Raw genomic sequence first — 18193 nt, 5'->3', positions numbered from 1 at the left:
TAGAGGTTAGAGGTTAGAGGTTAGAGGTTAGAGGTTAGAGGTTAGAGGTTAGAGGTTAGAGGTTAGAGGTTAGAGGTTAGAGGTTAGAGGTTAGAAACTAGATTAAAATAGCACAAGGAATTTGTTATGAATTTTGAAAACTTAGATGTATGGAAACGTTCGGCACGGTTAAGTGCAGATATTTATAAATCAACAACTAAGATTAAAGATTTTGGCTTTCGAGACCAGTTAACGCGTTCAGGTTTGTCTGTACCTAGCAATATTGCAGAGGGGGTTAGTCGCGAAAGTTTTAAAGAAAAAAGTCGATTTATCGATATTGCGAGAGCTTCTCTTGCTGAAGCAAGAACACAAATTTATATTGGTATAGAAATAGGCTATATAAACCGAGATAAAGCACAACTTTGGATCAAAGAAACAAAAGAATTAGGTGCAATGCTAACGGGCCTAAAGCAACGCTTTGATAATAGACTAGAAGCTAGTGGCTCTAACCACTAACTTCTAATATCTAGCTTCTAAAGGTCGTTATTTATAACTCTCATACGCTTCTTTCATGCGCGCTAGGTTGTTGTAAATGTAGCTTGCATTTAAGCGGCCTTTATTAAACACCGTATTATCGAGTGTGATTGATGATGTAGGCGCATAAGCTTCATTAAATACCAGGGTATTTACATCATTACCGATACGTGTGCCAACAGAAGTACGCCATGCAGCTTGGCCTTTTAACTGACCATAACGCGTAACATTCATGTCTTTACGTGGAGTAAGCGGAATGCTAATTGCAACTCCTACTTTTTGCGATTCAGTATCTTGATAATATACTCCTACGTAGCTGTCACCAAACCAAAAACGGCTTTCTAGCTTATAGCCACTGTCTTCGTAAAAATAATTACCGCCGCTGGCGTGTAAGGTAATATCGTGTTCTACCCAGTTGTATTGATAAGAAAGCGTTTGATACTCGCGAGTCGCTCTGTAATCAGCAAAATCAAAATAGCCTAATTTTGCACTTACTTTATGGCGACCTTCAGGGCTGAGCCATGCTGTTTCGTTAATAATCGCTTTGTAATCAAAAAAATCTTTATAAAAACCTATTTGCGTTTGGTTATAAAAACCAAACGGTAACGCAAAGGTTTGATACAAACTTGCATTTACAATGCCTTCGTCAAGGCTGTAATTATCAAATACTTTACGATCTTCAAAGTCGTCGCTTTCTTCAATGATAGTTTGCGCAGCCACATTAATACCCGCTCCTTTCCAAAGCGGTATATCAAGTGTTGCACGTGCACCTACCGAGTAATCAAAAACACCAAACTCAGTAGCGTATGTTGATGAAAGCACTGGGCTTACTGTTAAACGAGGCTTAAAGTATGGGCTTGCTTGTGCTTTACCTGCCCACACAACACCTTCAGGGATACTCGCTCGACCATGTTGAATATTTAAGTCAGGGCTTATACCACGCTCTATAAAGGCACGGTAGTTATCAATATTTCCCTGAATGGCGATTAGTGGTAAATCCGACTTAGATAATTGAACACTAAAGTGCTTGTTTTCAATGCTAACATTTTCTGTAATGCGACCAAGTACAACACCTATCGCGTCTACGTTGTTGCGGTTAAATACCGAGTTCTCAAAATTAATAAAAATTGTACTGGTGTTAAAACCAACTACCACATTTTCAAACCCGTCATTTAATAAAGCATCTTTTAATTGCTGAACTTGGTCACCTAAATTTGCATTAGACAGCTCTTTAGGTGCTTTATTAATATTAGCAAGCGTTAATGCCGTAGGTTGCTCTGAAAGTTTTGGAGCCATGGCAGTATGAATAAACCCTACACCATGGTCATTCACTTTAGCCATTGGCTTAGTGCTAACCGGTGCAACATATGGCGCTGGTTCAACAGGTTTGTAATTACTTTTAGCTTCATCAGACAATGGTAGGCTAAAGTTAACACTCCAATAGGTGTCTTTTTCTTCTGAAAAATCGGTACTGCTGTAAAAGCGGCTGGTTAAAGTAAGCTCACCAATATCGTAAAGCCACTTTTTAGGTACTGTAATACGTGCAGCTGCATTTACTGATTCGGCATCGTACTCGGTTAATACACTAAACCACTCGAGTGGTTGCCACTCAACACCCGCAAACGCACCGTCCATTTTACCTGTACGCTTTTCGTTAGTACCAATACCGGCACTAAACCTAAAGTCCCATAACTCTTTTGATGCCACTACATAATAGGTTTCGTAATTGTTGGCTGCACCACCTAAATCTTTTGCACCAATTGCAAGGCTAAACCAGTTTTTTGGAATATAAGGTAATTGATACTTTGCATTAAATGATAAATCACGAATTTGCCCACGCCCTTCGATTGAATAGGTATTATCGTGCATTGTACTTGATGCTATTTGACCACTGACTTCTAGGCCATCAAATAGCCCAGCTGAAAATATAAAGTTATGGCCATCTACATATTCAACTCCACGAAAATCTAATTGGTTATTGTAACCAATATCGGCAGTACCTTTTAATTGCACCTCTGCATTAGGAGTATTTATTAAACCTGTGTAACCAGAGAATGATTGATACGCTTTAATGTCGTCTGCAGTAGCCGGCAAGCTTAATGCAGCAGCACAGCTTAAAAACAAGGTATTAAATTTAGGCATAGGTGAGTCCGAGTTAAAATTATAAAATCCTTAATTAAAGTAAATATAACATTAGAATCAAAAAACAAGAAGATAGTACGAATTAAATAGTGACGAGTTGCGAGTTGCGAGTTGCGAGTTGCGAGTTGCGAGTTGCGAGTTGCGAGTTGCGAGTTGCGAGTTGCGAGTTGCGAGTTGCGAGTTGAACAAGATTTTGTTTGGGGGGAGGATAAAACAAGTGGTTAAAAGCTATTAACTAACTTCTAACCACTAAATGTATGTGTGATCTGACTTGTGAAATCTAATATCTAACTTCTTATATTTGAAATCTTTTTGTTAAACCGCTTTAAGGTGTATTTCTGTAGGATTAACCATTTGCGTGACAAAATCAGTGAATTCAGCGCCTAGTTTTTCATCGCGCATGCTGTATTCAACAATGGCTTTTAAGTAGCCCAGTTTATCTCCACAGTCGTGTGCACGGCCGCTCATATGAAAAGCTTCAACTATTTCATGCTTCATTAGTTCATCGATTGCATCGGTTAATTGAACTTCATCGCCAGCACCAGCTGGTGTTTTAGCAAGTAGTGGCCAAATAGCTTTCGACAATACATAACGACCAACAACGGCTAAGTTAGAAGGCGCATCTTCAGCTTTTGGCTTTTCAACCATGGTTTTAATAGGTGCGCTTTCGCCCGCTTTAATTTTTACACCATTTATGTCGGCAATACCGTATTTGCTCACATCATCAAAGGCGACAGGTTCAAGCATAATTTGGCTTGCTTTAACCGCTTTAAAACGCTTGATCATCGCAGCAATATTCTCGGTTTTTTGATCTGCCGTATACGCATCTAAAATAACATCGGGCAATACAACCACAAAATCGTCATCGCCAACAATTGGTTTTGCACACATGACCGCATGACCTAAACCTTTTGCTTCGCCTTGACGTATATGCATAATGGTTACATCTGCTGGGCAAATAGAACGCACTTCGTCTAATAGAGTGCGCTTTACACGTTTTTCGAGTGTTGCTTCAAGCTCAAAGCTCGTATCAAAATGGTTTTCAATGGCGTTTTTAGAACTATGTGTTACGAGTACAATATCTTTAATGCCTGCAGCGACGCACTCACTTACTATATATTGAATAAGTGGTTTATCTACTAATGGCAGCATTTCCTTTGGAATAGCCTTAGTCATTGGCAGCATGCGAGTGCCCAGCCCTGCAACAGGAATAACAGCCTTCATATCAAATCCTTTATTTGTCGTTCGTTTAAGTCAACGTTAACAACTTAAAGCTTGATAGAAAGTGAATGGTTGTTTGAATGCGAGATGCGAGATGCGAGATGCGAGATGCGAGATGCGAGATGCGAGATGCGAGATGCGAGATGCGAGATGCGAGCAATATTATTCTGGAATATTAAAATTCAAATAAAAAGCGACAAAACCGTAGGCGTTATGCTTGCATGGCGCGTTTCATCGGAAGTTATTTTTTAAAATTCGCGGCTAAAGCCCCTCCTACAAGTGATACTCATCACACATTGTAGGAGGCGTTTTAACGCCGAAAAAGCAAACCTTTACAGCGGCATAAAACAACCTTATCTACTTAGTTGTACTAGCTCGCCTCTCGTAAATCGTTGCCTACAAGTGATACACATCACACACGTGGGAGGCGTTTTAACGCCGAAAAAACAAACCTTTTCATCGGCATTAACAACCTTCTCTACACAAGCTCGAATCTCGCTTCTCGTAACTAGTTGCTTATAACCCTTTCGCGCGAAATAAATTTCACGCCTACATTAAACCGTTGGCGTTATGCTTGCATGGCGCGTTTGCGTAGCAACCTTTATTTTAAAAAATTATCAAATATACTTTGTTAATTTTTTAAATTAACTACCTTGCCTTGCTCTGCAAAGTCATTGATATTATGGCTTGATGTTTGTTTAGCATTCCAAACCAGGTCACAAATGCCATCGGTCGGGTTAAAGCCAGTTGGTGCGTCCAACAATAATTGTCTTATGGTTTCGTGATCAAAGTTATGACAAGCGATATCAAGCGCCTCTAAAAATACATTTAACTCTGCTAGAGGCAACATAACTTCATTTGCAGTCATAATGCGCTCATGCGAGGTTTCGCCTACATTGTCACCAATTAATAGCTCTTCGAACAGCTTTTCACCTGGGCGAAGGCCTGTACACACTATTTCTATATCACCATGCGGGTTGTTTTTATCTTTTACTTCAAAGCCAGATAAACGAATCATTTTTGTGGCTAAATCGATTATTTTTACCGACTCGCCCATATCAAGTACAAATACATCGCCCCCTTTGCCCATAGCACCAGCCTGAATAACGAGCTGTGCGGCCTCAGGGATGGTCATAAAAAAGCGGGTAATATCTTGATGAGTTAACGTTATTGGGCCGCCTTCACGTATTTGCCTGCGGAATAATGGCACTACAGAACCACTTGAGCCTAAAACATTACCAAACCTTACCATACAAAACCGCGTGTTATGGCTTTTACCTTTATTTTGGGCCAAGCCTTGCAAACATAGTTCTGCCATACGCTTTGTAGCCCCCATAACATTAGTAGGGCGCACTGCTTTGTCGGTCGATATAAGTACAAAGGTTTCAACTTTGGCATTTACAGCGGCTTTAGCCGTGTAATAAGTACCAAAAACATTATTGCGTACACCTTCAACAACATTGTGTTCAACTAAAGGTACATGCTTGTAGGCTGCAGCGTGATATACCGTTTGTACACCAAACGCTATCATTACTGTTTCAATTCGGTTAATGCGCTGTACAGAGCCCATAATTGGGATTAGCTCAACATTAAGTTGGTTATTAGCGATATACTCTGCTAATTCTTTTTCTATTGAATATAAACCAAACTCACTTAACTCAAACAATACAAGCTTAGTTGGTTTTTGCTTTACTATTTGGCGGCATAACTCAGACCCTATTGAGCCACCGGCACCGGTCACCATAACCACTTTATTTTTAATATTAGCGGCCAATAAATGTGCCTTAGGTGCCACACAATCGCGACCTAAAAGATCTTCTATTTCAACATCTCTAAACTCAGAAAGCTTAGCTTTACCCTCTATTACATCGGCCATACCAGGAATAGAAAGCACCTTAATAGAAAGCGGCTCAAGTTGCGCTAAAATTTGTTTACGACGCGCTCGGCTCTCACTTGGCATTGCCAGTAAAACCTTACTTACTTTACCTCTGTTAATTAGGTCGTAAATATCTTTAAAGGCAATAACAGGAATACCTTGAATAATAGAGCCCTGCTTTGTTTCGTCGTCGTCTATAAAAGCGCGAACAAAATACTCTGGCCCAGCGCCTAACGCTGTGGCTAATTGGCGACCCGACGAACCCGCACCGTAAATAATAACCGACTCTTTATTTGCTGTTGTTAGTTTACCAATCATGGCTCGTACAACAATACGTGCTCCGCCCACTGTAAGTAAACAGAGCCAAGCAAAAATAAACGGCATAGTACGGGGGATTTCTACACCAATAAAAAAAGCAAAAAGTACCAAAGCAATTGTGCTAATAAGGGTGCCAATAACAATTGCCCATAAAGCTTGCGAGTTCATATAACGCAGCACTGCACGGTACAAACCTAAATTAATAAAAATAAACAGTGCTGTTGGCACAAGTAGTAAAAGTAACATCCAGTTGTCTGCTTTACTAAGCGGTGCGATGCTATCGAGCCTAACTATTAACGCAAGCCAAAACGCTGATATTATAAATAACGAATCGATAAAAAGAGTAATAATGCGCTTAGTTGCACGCGAAGAGTTTAAAATAGAGCGAATAATATTATCCACAACAAGTTCCCTGTCTTGTTTTTGCCGATTAACATACCAACCTAAGCTGACTGGCTGCTTAACAGTTGTTAAATTTTCATGAATTATAGCTGAACCAAATGAATCTAGCCACCAAACTAATACAATATCATTAGTCTTTGATTTTTATAAAATAAAATTACTTAACTTGTGCCACTTAATGCTAAAGTTTTTCTTTAAGGAACAGTGCTGCAAGCAATTATTAGTTTTATATTCTCAATTTATTTAAACACCGGAGGCTCGGTAATACATCAAAACGCCCAGCCCCCAATGACAACACAAAAACAACTAAAGTAAAATTACTTACTCGCTAGCTCAAAGACTTCTTTTAGAACTTGCACTGACTTTGCAATTTCATCAGTGGTCAGTGTGGGGTGTACTAAAAACATAATTGAAGTTTCGCCTAGTTCTACAGCGTTTGGTAAACGCTTTTCAGGCCGCCATGGTGTGTTATCAAAGGCTTTCTCAAGGTATACCTCTGAGCAACTGCCTTGAAAACAAGGTACACCACGCGCGACTATTTCGCTCACTATACGGTCACGATCCCAACCTTCGGCCAACTGTTCAAGTTTAACAAACATATAATGCTTGTACTCTGCATGCTCACAATACTCTGGTACATCGACTAAGCGAATACAGTTAAAGTTAGCTGCTGCGTTGTCTAACTCAGCGCCATAAGCTTGGCGTTTGGCGGTCCAATCGCTCATGCGTGTTAACTGAATACGACCAAGAACAGCTTGCATTTCGGTCATTCGCCAGTTAGTGCCAAAGCTTTCGTGCAGCCACCTAAAACCTGGTGGGTGCTCTCGGTTATAAATTGCATCAAAGCTTTTACCATGATCTTTATAGCTCCACATTTTACTCCATAACTCTTTAGAGTTTGTGGTAACCATGCCACCTTCGCCACCCGTGGTCATAATTTTATCTTGGCAAAAACTCCACGCACCTACATGGCCAATACTACCAACCGATTTACCTTTGTATTTAGCACCGTGCGCTTGCGCGCAATCTTCTATTACATAAAAACCATGCTCAGCGCTTAATGCCATTATTTCATCCATTTCTGCTGGCATACCCGCTAAGTGAACAACAATAACCGCTTTCGTTTTTGGCGTTAATACCGCCTTTATGCTTTGGGCAGTAATAGCTTGGCTATTTAAGTCAACGTCGGCAAATACAGGAGCTGCCCCCGCAGTTACAATGCTACTAGCCGAAGCTAAAAATGTACGCGGAGTGGTAATTACCTCGTCGCCTTGGCCTACACCTAATGCTTTTAAAGCAAGATCAAGCGCTAATGTACCATTACCCAAAGCGATTGCGTATTCACTATTGGCCCATGTAGCAAATTCTTTTTCAAACTCACGACACTCACTGCCGGTCCAATAATTAACTTTATTCGATAAAATAACGCGGCTGACCGCATCGGCCTCTTCTTGTGTAAAACTAGGCCAAGGAGAAAAAGGGGTGTTTAACATTTTAAATTAAATCCATCTAAGAGCGATTATTAACTCTTTTTATCGCTTTTAACTACGACTGCTGGCGAACCAAAAGCAGTTACATTTGCAGGTAAGCTTTTAACAACTACACTACCTGCACCCACAAAGGTGTAATCACCTACTGATATTAATTGAATGATCTGGCTACCAATACCAATCCAACAGCATTTACCAATTTTAACTGCTCCAGCTAGCGCTGTATTTGGACAAATATGCGAATACTCGCCTATTTTAGTATCGTGCTCAATAACTGCTGATGTATTTATTATGCAACCACTGCCAATTTCAGCAAAGGCATTAATGGCTGCGCTAGCCAATACAACAGTACCCGCAGCTATTTTAGCGTATTGGCTTACTGTTGCAGTAGGGTGTACTAATGTGGCCAAAGAAAAGCCCCGCTGTATTAACTCATCACATTTTTGTTTGCGAACTTCGTTATTACCAATAGCGATGAGCACCTCAAAATGTGATGAGTCACATAATAATAAATCTGAGAAAGTACCAACAATATTCCAATGCTCAAGCACTGTTTTTTCTGGAAATGAGTCATCATAAAAGCTAACTGCGTAACCAAGCTGCTCAGCTAAATCGGCAACCACTTTACCGTGCCCACTTGCTCCTAAAATAGCAATAATTGGCTTTGTATTAGTCATTTTTACTGCCTTTAAAAGGCTCTATAGTTACATGACCGTCTGCACTGATACCTTCTCGAACAAATACTTTTTTAACCGTTAAAAACAGTATTTTTATATCGAGCCAAAAACTTTGATTATCAACATACCATACATCAAGCTTAAATTTATCTTCCCAGCTAATGGCATTACGCCCATTTACTTGTGCCCACCCTGTTATACCTGGGCGCACATTATGGCGGCGAGCTTGCTCGGTGCTATAAAGTGGTAGATATTGCACTAATAATGGCCTTGGTCCCACCAAGCTCATATCGCCCTTGAGTACATTAAATAGCCCAGGTAACTCGTCGAGGCTAGTGGAGCGTAAAAAAGCGCCAAATTTGGTCATTCGCTCATTGTCAGGTAATAAATTACCATGCTTGTCTTTACCATCAAGCATGGTTCTAAACTTCATCATTTTAAATACAGTGCCATTTAGACCTGGGCGGTCTTGTGTAAACAAGATAGGCGAGCCTAATTTAGAACGGATCAATAAAGCAACAATAATAATAACAGGTAATAAAGTTAACAAAGCACAAAGAGCTACTATAAAGTCAAAAACTCGCTTCATTATAAATCACCCTCGATTACTGGAAGAAGCTTTTTAAATAAATACTCTCGACTGAATTCATTTCTACCTAGCTCACTTGCAGCATTACAAGCTATATCATAAACTTCGGTTGAGAATAAAAAGTCTTCAAGAGCATTATAATCATCAATGCTAGGATCATTATTTATAACAAGTCCGCATTTTGTCTCCTCTATTAAAGTTTTTATCCACCCCCCATGGTTAATTAAAAGAGGGGTACCTGCAGCAAATGCATCAAAAACTTTATTAGCCGAGTTAGCATATAAAGCTTCAATAGGTAATACTGTTGATGTTGCCATATCAAAAGTACTGTGAACGAATGACAACTGATTTTTATTCACACTAGGTAAAAAGTGGAGACTTTTATTCAACACTGACAACTCTTTTGCATAACTCTTTAACTCATCTTCCTCTCTACCTTCACCTATTATTACAAAGCCAATTTCAGCGTCTGAAAATGAAGATAGTTTAATAAAACTACGAAGATTGTTAACTAATCCAAAAGCCCCCGTATAAAATACCACCTTTTTGTGTCTTTTCTTCAATTCATTGAGAACTGAAATGAATTTATCATCCACCGGAAGTAACTGATTAAATAGATGACAATCTGCCGCATTAGTAATTACAGTAACAGGTGTGTCACCAGAACGCTTTAAGACACTTTTTTTCATATCAGGAGAAAGAGCTATAATATGAGAAGCATTTTTATAAGCTATTCTCTCTAATAAAATAGCCAATTTTATTAATAGAGTATTTTTAATTACACCTAAAGCTACCGGCACCTCTGGCCATACATCTCTAACCTCGAAAATATATGGCTTCCTCTTCACGAATTTGTAAATTAGAGCTGGAATAGCAACAGTTAAAGGTGTACTTGTCACAAATAATTTATCACTTTTCAAACTACATATATGAATACTAGCAAGCACTAAAAATTTAAAGAAAGCCCATAAGCGTCTGAAAAAGCCAAAACTATTGTCATACTGAACTGAAACCCAATGTACTTCAAAACCATCTAACTTTTCAATTTTCCAACCTTTAAATTTACTATGATTGTCAGAGGTTACCATCACAACATCGTGCCCTGATTGAGCAAGGCGTTTTGCAAACTCATAAGAGCGTATACCACCATTCATTGATGGTTTTCTAAAATACTGATGTAAATAAATAATTTCCATAAAACTAGCCAAAAATTAAAATGAAGATCAACTTCTACTTTCAAAAATTCCATAAAGTTGATATTTAATTGAGGCGAAAAAGCCCATTTTGGAACCGTAAATTTTGTACTTTGTTAAACTGAAAAAAAAAGCATATACCAAAGCCTGAAAGGTTCCTAATATCCTATTTGTAGTCCAACCTCTATTCATGAAATATTGCTTATCAAATGTAGAATTCCAATTACTTTCGCTCGACTCTTCAATTTCAGCAATTAATATAGGTAAATAAATAATTTTTAAATTTGACCTGTAACAATCCATTAAAAACTTATTTTCTTCTCCTCCACCATTCCCGGTACCTGACCCCATAAACTCATCAAAAAAGATATTGTTTTTTAAAACTTTATCTCTCCTAAAAGCAATCTGAGGGCTATTAATTTTCAATAAAGAAAATCTATTTATTTTTTTTGAACTTTTAGGATAAATTTTTTTATGATACTTAAGCTTAAATGCTATTACATCAATATCAGGATTATTACTGAAGGCATCTACTATTAACTTTTCATATTCATCGACAAGTATTTCATCATCATCACAAATTAAGCAAAGGTCACTTTGCGATTGCTTAATGGCTTCATTTCTACTTTTAGATAAACCTCGTTGGACTGTTGAAAAAAATTTGATCTTATGACTCTGACCTTTAACATCTTTGTAAGTAATAAATAATGAGTCATTTTTATCACATTGATTGATCACTATAGCGCCTGATTGAACATTGGTTCTTTTCAAAATGGATGTATCATTTTGATTCATGCATGAAATTAAAACATCTAAAGTCATTTTAGTTTTCCAATAGTCTCTAAAAGTAGAGAAAAGTTACGTTCTAAACCAAAAAGTTCCCGGCAAATAATATCAATACCAGGAAATGAATCCATATAGCCTTCAATATTGCGAGAAGAGCTATCAATAATAGCGGCTAAATCACTTAACTCACCACCACTACAAAGCCCAAGATTATAGTTTTTTATTAAATCATCAGGATCGCTATTTAAAGATAATACAGGCACACCTCGAAGCCATGCTTGAATAAAAGTATTTGAAAAACCTTCTGAATCACTTGTATTCAATAAAAAATGTGCATAATTTAAAATTGGATTTATAAAATCATTATCTTTTTGTCCGAGGTAAAAGATATTCCCATTGGTTCTATCTCTTTCAGTTTCAATCAAGAATTGATTATTTGTCTTACCTATAAAAATAAAGTTTACCCTACATTGTGACAATTCAGCAGCTAACTTAAGAGCTAGATCAAGTCTTTTTACTGGCCTTTCATTAGCTATCCAAAAAACATTAAGATTACCGTTAACCAAAAACTCAAGGCCATTTAAAAGAAAATCTGAAGCTTCATTTTTAGTAGGTAATGGGTGCATATTATAGATTTGTGCAAGAGCAGGAATACCTAAATGCTTTAAACGTGCTTCTTGATATTTAGTTTGGGCTATAAAACCAACTGATGTTCCTTTATTAAAAAAATTACGTATTCGATTAAAAAACAATCTACGAATAAAACTTCTTAGATTATAGCTGAATGAAAGTGAATAATTATCAGCAACATGAATTAAAACCTTAATCCTAAGTATATTTGCTACAGCTACTAAATGCGGACTATACGAATTTAAAATTCTTTGATAAATAATGTCTGGGTTTTCATTTTTTATAATTTTTTTTATCTTTAAGCCGACCCTTTTATATAGTGTAAATGAGTCAAACATCGTGGGGTTCTTAAAGCAATAAACTTTAACCCCGCCAACATTTATAACTTCCTCGCAATCATGGCCAAATGAAATATAAAAAACTTCTTTACCTTCCATCAATAATATTTGTTCGGAAATGATTTTAGCTTGATATTCAGCCCCTCCTTTTATTAAAGGGTAGAAGCCACAAAATATACATACCTTATTCATCGAGAAATCCTTCTGCCCCCACATACTAATATTAAAACATAAACGGTTATAATCTCTCGCAAAAGTATCATTATACTTGACCGTCCAATATAAATTGACTTAGATATTAAAACTAAAATAACAACCCATAGAAAAAAGCTCGATATTATTGGTGAAAAACAAACTACATCAGCTTTCCTGACTACCACCCCAAATGTATATAATCCAATAATAACCCCTATAATGGAAAGGTCTATGTAAAGATCTGTTACAGTTGAAGTTCCCATACCATGCCCTGCATTTAAATGTTCAGTTATAATATCTGCAGAAATAAGTTCTTTCCCATCTAATTCAAATAAGGTTCTAATAACTCTTCCTGCTCCAGGGAATATTGCAATTAACTGATTCAGTTGTACCATGCCGTAGCTATATCCTTCTTCTTCAGTATATTCCATAGCAGCATGTACAGTCCTAACTGAAATTGCTAGTTCATGCGTATTAGGGGAGAAAGAACTGTTTCTTTCACTGTATCTTGTACTATCTCTTAAATTCTTCACCCGCTCTGAATAAGAAGTCTCAGATGCAAGCGATCTGAACTCACCTAAAAATGTTATAAAAAGTGAAGCTGAAAAAATAAGAAACAACAATTGGACTAATTTAACTTTTATGTGCTGAGAAAAAATATAACCGGCAAAGTAAATTAAGACTACCTGAATAATCGGACCTCGATCCCCAGAAAGTAAAACCAAAAACAAATATAAAACGACAAAAAGATTAAAAGAAAATCCAATACTTCTTAGGTAGAAAAAAATACCTACCCTCATTGGCTTAACTTTTAGACCGTAGGACTTAAGTGCGATCACACCTAAAATAAAATAAAACAAGAATGTTTGAGCATAAACAGCTAAAGGTGATAATTCGACATTACCATAGCCACTGTTAAAATAATCTGAGTTAGCATTTACTATAAATAAAGAAAAACAAAAATATGAAAAAAACTTCATGTAAGCTGATGCATCTGGATTCAACTTAGTTTGATTATGCTTAATCCCAATATAATTTATAGATGATATATAACCTATGAAAAAAGAAATTAATCCCAGCGATGAAACTATTGAGGCTTTAACTGTGTACTTACCACCTAAAAAGTAATCATTTCTAAAGTCACTATAATTACCTAAAATATAGTCAAAGTACATCTGAAAGTGAACAATAACAAATCCTAATAAGAATAGGTAGCTTATCTTGAATGCCTGACCTTTTCCTTCATTATAATATTCAGTGTAACTAAGAAATAAAATAAAGCTTAGAAAAACTACTAAAAGAGTTGTTAGCAATTCATAATAGCTCGTTGTAGGTTCAACAAGAAAAAATCGAGCCAACTGGAATATAAAGCAAAAAAACAAAAAAACTAATAAATGCAAATTTTTCACTGCAATGACTCTTTTTTAAATTTACAGAAGTAATTAAAGCTACTTCTTTACGAATTCAGTGTCACTTAGTGACATCAAGTACATCTTCTTCTTTCGAATACTATAGCCTTTGGTACCAACGTTAAACTTAAGGGCCTTATATTCAAAAGATTCTAAACTACTAATAACTCTTGCTGGATTACCTCCAACAACAGAATTATTAGGTATAGATTTTGTAACTACACTACCCGCAGCAATAACTACATTAGAGCCTATTGTGATACCTGGCATTAATAGCGAATTCGAACCTATATATACATTATCTTGTATTTCAACCTTGCCAAAAAAATCTAAATCAGGATATTTATCACGCAAAACCCATCCGGCTCCATGAGTAAAAATTTTTACTCCATCAGTAATTTGTACATGATTACCAATTTTAATTAAATACGGTTCTGAACCAAAAAACACGTTTTGAATGTCACATCCTTCACCTATAGTTACCCCTAAACTCCTTGCTAACTTCTCTCTAGTCCAAAAAACCCTTTTATATATGCTAAAAAATTTTTTTAAGTATTTCACACTTCCCCCTTCTTAATTGACTTTAAAAATGCACCCACTTCGTTGACTAAATTTCCACATCCCATTAAAAAATAACCAATGAGGTATAAAAAAATAATAACTGGAAACAAAAGCAATAATTTAACACCTTCCAGAAAAAAGAAATCACTTAGATAATAAGTTGCCACATAAACTATCATTGAGAGAATTACAATTTTAATTATGAATAAAAATTCCGAAAATGAAAAGTACATCTGTACTTTCCGTGCAAAGTAGTAATTTATAAAAAAGCTTATAACACTTGTAAACAAAAAGGCGTATAAAAGATTATCAATACTCAAAGTGTAAACACCATAGAAAATACCTATAGACTGCAATACTTTTTTAAATACTTCTAATTTCAAAATTATTTCAGTTCTATTAAAAACTTTAAAAATAATACGATTATAAATCTCTTGTAGAAAAAAGAATGCAACAAGAATCAGCATTTTCAAATAAAATATAGATTCATACCATTCATCTCCATAAATAACTGTAACAATAAGTTCTGAATAGAAATAAATATTCAAACATAACAATGAAAGAAGTATAGTAAAGACTCTTACAACTTTACCATATAACGAGTTAAACTCTTCATAACTCCCCTGTAGCTTTGATAAGGCAGAATAAACAACTCCCAAAGCAGCATTTTGTAGCAAACCTGTTGGCATTTCTTGTAATTTTTTAGCCTGATAAAAATAACCAGCATGCTCTACTGAGAAATACTTACCAATAATTAACTGATATACATTATCAAATGCCGTATTTAGGATTGTTGCTAAAGTTGTATTAACACCAAATTTATAAAACTCTCTAAATGACCTCATACTAAATCTGAACTGCTTTAAAGGTGACTCTACAACCCACAATAAAACGGTTAAAATCAATGACATTGCTACTTGCAAAACCACTAGAGACCAAACCCCAGCACCATAAGAAGCCATAATCACTGCCAAAACAGATGCAGCTGATATCGAAATAAATTCATACAATGCTTTTTTCTTAAATTGCATGTTTTTCATTAATTTTACAGTTTGTGGAATTCTTAAAGAATTTATTAATAACACAAATGATGAGACAATTAATAACGACTGTAGCTCAGGTTTTAAATAATAATTAGATATATAACTTGCAGATAGACATATAATCAAAATGAGAAATATTGATACTACCAGACTAAATATTAAAACCGTCGAATAATCAATTTCAGTTGCATTTTGCTTTCTAACAAGTGCACCTGATAAGCCTGATTCCATTAATATAGAAGATAAAACAATAAAAAACATAACTATACCGACCAGACCAAAATCTTCAGGACTGAGGTAACGTACAAGAATAATATTTGTAATTAAGCCTACAATTAAGTAACCAAACCTTCCTACAAAAGACCAAATACTATTAAGTATTAAGCTATGTTGAAGACCTCTACTCATAAAGAACTATTTCGCTTTATTCAAAGAAGCCAAATACCACTTCATTGCTTTTGCTATTCCTTTATTAATTGTAAACTCAGGATAGTATCCTAGCATATTTACAGACTTACGTATTTCAGCCTGTGAATGCCTTACATCACCAGCTCTAAAATCTCTAAAAACAGGTTCTTTTATAGTGCTAACACCACACTCATTTAAATTTGATTTAATCGCTTTGTATAAATCATTAAGCGTGGTTCGGTCACCCACAGCCACATTATAAACTTGATCTTTCGCTTCATCTGATGCCGTTGCTGCAAGAATATTCATTTGCACTGTATTTTCGATAAAGCAAAAATCGCGGCTTGTTTCACCATCACCATTAATATAGACATCATCGCCTTTAATCATCGCTGCAGTCCATTTAGGTATTACCGCAGCATAAGCACCATTCGGGTCCTGTCGCTGACCAAACACATTAAAGTAACGTAAACCTATTGTTTTAAAACCATAAGTGCGTGCATACACACCTGCGTAAAGCTCATTTACATATTTAGTTACTGCGTAAGGAGAAAGCGGGTTGCCAATGTTTTCTTCAACCTTTGGTAATGCAGGGTGGTCACCATAAGTTGAGCTACTTGCTGCATAAGTAAAGCTTTTTACATTTGCTTCTTTTGCTGCTTGTAGCATATTTAAAAAGCCTGTGATATTTGCCGCATTGGTTGTAATTGGGTCTGCAATCGAGCGAGGTACGGAGCCTAATGCAGCTTGATGCAACACATAGTCAACATTATGAGCTAAGGCTTTTTCGCAGTCTTGATAGTTACGAATATCCCCCTCAATAAATCTGAAATTTACCCATTGCTTAGCTGAAACTAAACCTTGTACTTCATCCAAATTATGCTGATGACCCGTAGCAAAATTATCTAGTCCTATTACGGTTTGGTTTAGTTTTAGTAAATGCTCTAATAAATTTGAACCAATAAAACCTGCAACACCAGTTATTAGCCATGTTTTTGGAGATGCTTGTAATTCTATTTTAATTTGTTCGTAGCGTGTCATGAGAGTCCTTTGAAACTAGCATTTAAATTCAGAGCAACTGGGGCTAACGCCCCAAATATTAGATTATAAATTAGATAATTCTATAAACGCATATCTACACTTTCTTTTGGTAGTACATATTTTAAGTCGTAAAGTACGTGTTGCTCTTTACCTAACGCTCTAATTTGCTCTGCGCCCATCTCTTTAAATTCGTTATGCCCTACTGCCAGCAATATTGCATCATAATAATTTTGCTTATGCTCAGCGGTAAGCGATAAGCTATATTCGTGCTCAGCTTCTTCGTTAGAACACCAAGGGTCGACTATATCTACATTAATATTATATTCTTTTAGCTCAGTAACAATATCAACCACTTTTGTGTTACGAAGGTCTGGGCAGTTTTCTTTAAATGTTAAGCCCATTACAAGCACATTAGCGCCTTCAACCTGTATGCGCTTTTTAAGCATTTTTTTAACAAGTTCAGATACCACATGTTTGCCCATGCCATCATTTAAACGACGACCTGCTAAAATCATTTCTGGGTGATAACCTACACTTTGCGCTTTATGGGTTAAGTAGTATGGGTCTACCCCTATGCAGTGCCCGCCCACTAAACCAGGGCGGAAAGGTAAAAAGTTCCATTTAGTACCTGCAGCTTCTAATACTTCAAGTGTATCAATGCCAAGCTTATTAAAAATAATTGATAACTCATTAATTAAAGCAATGTTTACATCGCGCTGCGTATTTTCAATCACTTTAGCCGCTTCAGCCACTTTAATTGAACTAGCTTTATGCGTACCCGCTGTAATTATTGATTTATAAAGCTGGTCAACTAACTCTGCAATTTCTGGGGTTGAGCCACTTGTAACCTTTAAAATATTTGTAACACGGTGCTCTTTATCACCCGGGTTTATTCGCTCTGGTGAATAACCTGCAAAAAAGTCTTGATTAAAAGTTAAGCCAGATACTTGTTCAACTACTGGTAAACAGGCTTCTTCTGTTGCACCTGGGTAAACCGTAGACTCATAAATTATAATGTCGCCTTTTTTAACCACTTTACCTAACATTTCACTCGCTTTAACAAGCGGTGTTAAATCAGGTTGTTTATGTTCATCAATCGGTGTCGGTACTGTAACAATATAAACATTACACGATTCTAAATCGGCTACGTTATGTGAATAATTTAAATTCGTAGACTCTTTTAATTCTGCATCACTTACTTCAAGTGTTGCATCATGCCCTGCTATCAATTGTGAGACTCGGTTTTGATTAATATCAAATCCTAATGTTTGGTATTTCTTACCAAATTCGACCGCCAAAGGGAGACCTACGTAACCTAAGCCTATTATGCCAATCTTTAGATCCGTTAATGAATCGCGCAT

The 18193-nt window shown here is 36.4% G+C and carries 15 protein-coding genes; 1 reads left to right on the top strand and 14 read right to left on the bottom strand.

Translation table 11 applies throughout. The features are described 5' to 3' along the window. The first annotated feature begins 126 nt into the window (after nucleotides 1-126). Nucleotides 127-495 (top strand): four helix bundle protein, encoded by a 369-nt coding sequence (locus ACSSVW_RS13975; protein WP_421418981.1) that lies wholly within the window; start codon nucleotides 127-129, stop codon nucleotides 493-495. Nucleotides 496-522: 27 nt separating this feature from the next. Here ACSSVW_RS13975 and ACSSVW_RS13970 read toward each other — a convergent pair whose 3' ends face one another. The 14 genes from ACSSVW_RS13970 to tviB all read right to left on the bottom strand — a co-directional run bounded on the left by ACSSVW_RS13970 (nucleotide 523) and on the right by tviB (nucleotide 18193). Continuing rightward, entirely contained in the window at nucleotides 523-2655 is a 2133-nt protein-coding gene (locus tag ACSSVW_RS13970) for a YjbH domain-containing protein (RefSeq protein WP_454179518.1), read from the bottom strand. Nucleotides 2656-2970: 315 nt separating this feature from the next. Further along, nucleotides 2971-3879 carry a UTP--glucose-1-phosphate uridylyltransferase GalU gene (gene galU / locus ACSSVW_RS13965; RefSeq protein ID WP_454179517.1) on the bottom strand — a complete coding sequence of 303 codons (909 nt, stop codon included), beginning with the start codon at nucleotides 3877-3879 and terminating at the stop codon, nucleotides 2971-2973. Between the two features lie 628 nt (nucleotides 3880-4507). Further along, entirely contained in the window at nucleotides 4508-6472 is a 1965-nt protein-coding gene (locus ACSSVW_RS13960) for a polysaccharide biosynthesis protein (RefSeq protein ID WP_454179516.1), read from the bottom strand. Between the two features lie 317 nt (nucleotides 6473-6789). Next, entirely contained in the window at nucleotides 6790-7965 is a 1176-nt protein-coding gene (locus ACSSVW_RS13955; protein ID WP_454179515.1) for a DegT/DnrJ/EryC1/StrS family aminotransferase, read from the bottom strand. Nucleotides 7966-7994: 29 nt separating this feature from the next. Next, nucleotides 7995-8639 (bottom strand): acetyltransferase, encoded by a 645-nt coding sequence (locus tag ACSSVW_RS13950; RefSeq protein WP_454179514.1) that lies wholly within the window; start codon nucleotides 8637-8639, stop codon nucleotides 7995-7997. Then, nucleotides 8632-9228, bottom strand: a complete 597-nt coding sequence (locus ACSSVW_RS13945) for a sugar transferase (protein WP_454179513.1) — start codon at nucleotides 9226-9228, stop codon at nucleotides 8632-8634. The genes ACSSVW_RS13950 and ACSSVW_RS13945 overlap by 8 nt, the downstream gene beginning before the upstream one ends. Beyond that, a complete protein-coding gene (locus ACSSVW_RS13940; protein ID WP_454179512.1) occupies nucleotides 9228-10424 on the bottom strand; it encodes a glycosyltransferase family 4 protein in 1197 nt (398 codons plus the stop codon). The genes ACSSVW_RS13945 and ACSSVW_RS13940 overlap by 1 nt, the downstream gene beginning before the upstream one ends. A 27-nt stretch (nucleotides 10425-10451) precedes the next feature. Continuing rightward, on the bottom strand, nucleotides 10452-11243 hold the full coding sequence (locus ACSSVW_RS13935) for a glycosyltransferase (protein ID WP_454179511.1): 792 nt from the start codon (nucleotides 11241-11243) through the stop codon (nucleotides 10452-10454). Beyond that, nucleotides 11240-12367, bottom strand: a complete 1128-nt coding sequence (locus ACSSVW_RS13930; RefSeq protein ID WP_454179510.1) for a glycosyltransferase — start codon at nucleotides 12365-12367, stop codon at nucleotides 11240-11242. The genes ACSSVW_RS13935 and ACSSVW_RS13930 overlap by 4 nt, the downstream gene beginning before the upstream one ends. Next, nucleotides 12364-13779 carry an O-antigen polysaccharide polymerase Wzy gene (gene wzy, locus ACSSVW_RS13925; RefSeq protein ID WP_454179509.1) on the bottom strand — a complete coding sequence of 472 codons (1416 nt, stop codon included), beginning with the start codon at nucleotides 13777-13779 and terminating at the stop codon, nucleotides 12364-12366. Before wzy ends, ACSSVW_RS13930 begins: the two co-directional genes overlap by 4 nt. 39 nt (nucleotides 13780-13818) lie before the next feature. After that, nucleotides 13819-14340: an acyltransferase gene (locus ACSSVW_RS13920; RefSeq protein WP_454179508.1), complete on the bottom strand. Its 522-nt coding sequence runs from the start codon at nucleotides 14338-14340 to the stop codon at nucleotides 13819-13821. Continuing rightward, nucleotides 14337-15791 (bottom strand): lipopolysaccharide biosynthesis protein, encoded by a 1455-nt coding sequence (locus tag ACSSVW_RS13915; RefSeq protein WP_454179507.1) that lies wholly within the window; start codon nucleotides 15789-15791, stop codon nucleotides 14337-14339. Before ACSSVW_RS13915 ends, ACSSVW_RS13920 begins: the two co-directional genes overlap by 4 nt. 6 nt (nucleotides 15792-15797) lie before the next feature. Then, the gene (locus ACSSVW_RS13910) at nucleotides 15798-16832 is read right to left on the bottom strand and encodes an NAD-dependent epimerase/dehydratase family protein (RefSeq protein ID WP_454179506.1); all 1035 of its coding nucleotides are present in this window, start codon (nucleotides 16830-16832) and stop codon (nucleotides 15798-15800) included. 80 nt (nucleotides 16833-16912) lie between these two features. Continuing rightward, nucleotides 16913-18193 carry a Vi polysaccharide biosynthesis UDP-N-acetylglucosamine C-6 dehydrogenase TviB gene (tviB, locus tag ACSSVW_RS13905; RefSeq protein ID WP_454179505.1) on the bottom strand — a complete coding sequence of 427 codons (1281 nt, stop codon included), beginning with the start codon at nucleotides 18191-18193 and terminating at the stop codon, nucleotides 16913-16915.

It is taken from the genome of Pseudoalteromonas sp. MBR-15 (assembly GCF_053628915.1).
Note: the sequence above shows the minus strand (reverse complement) of the source record. Positions and strands in the feature narration are given on the sequence as shown.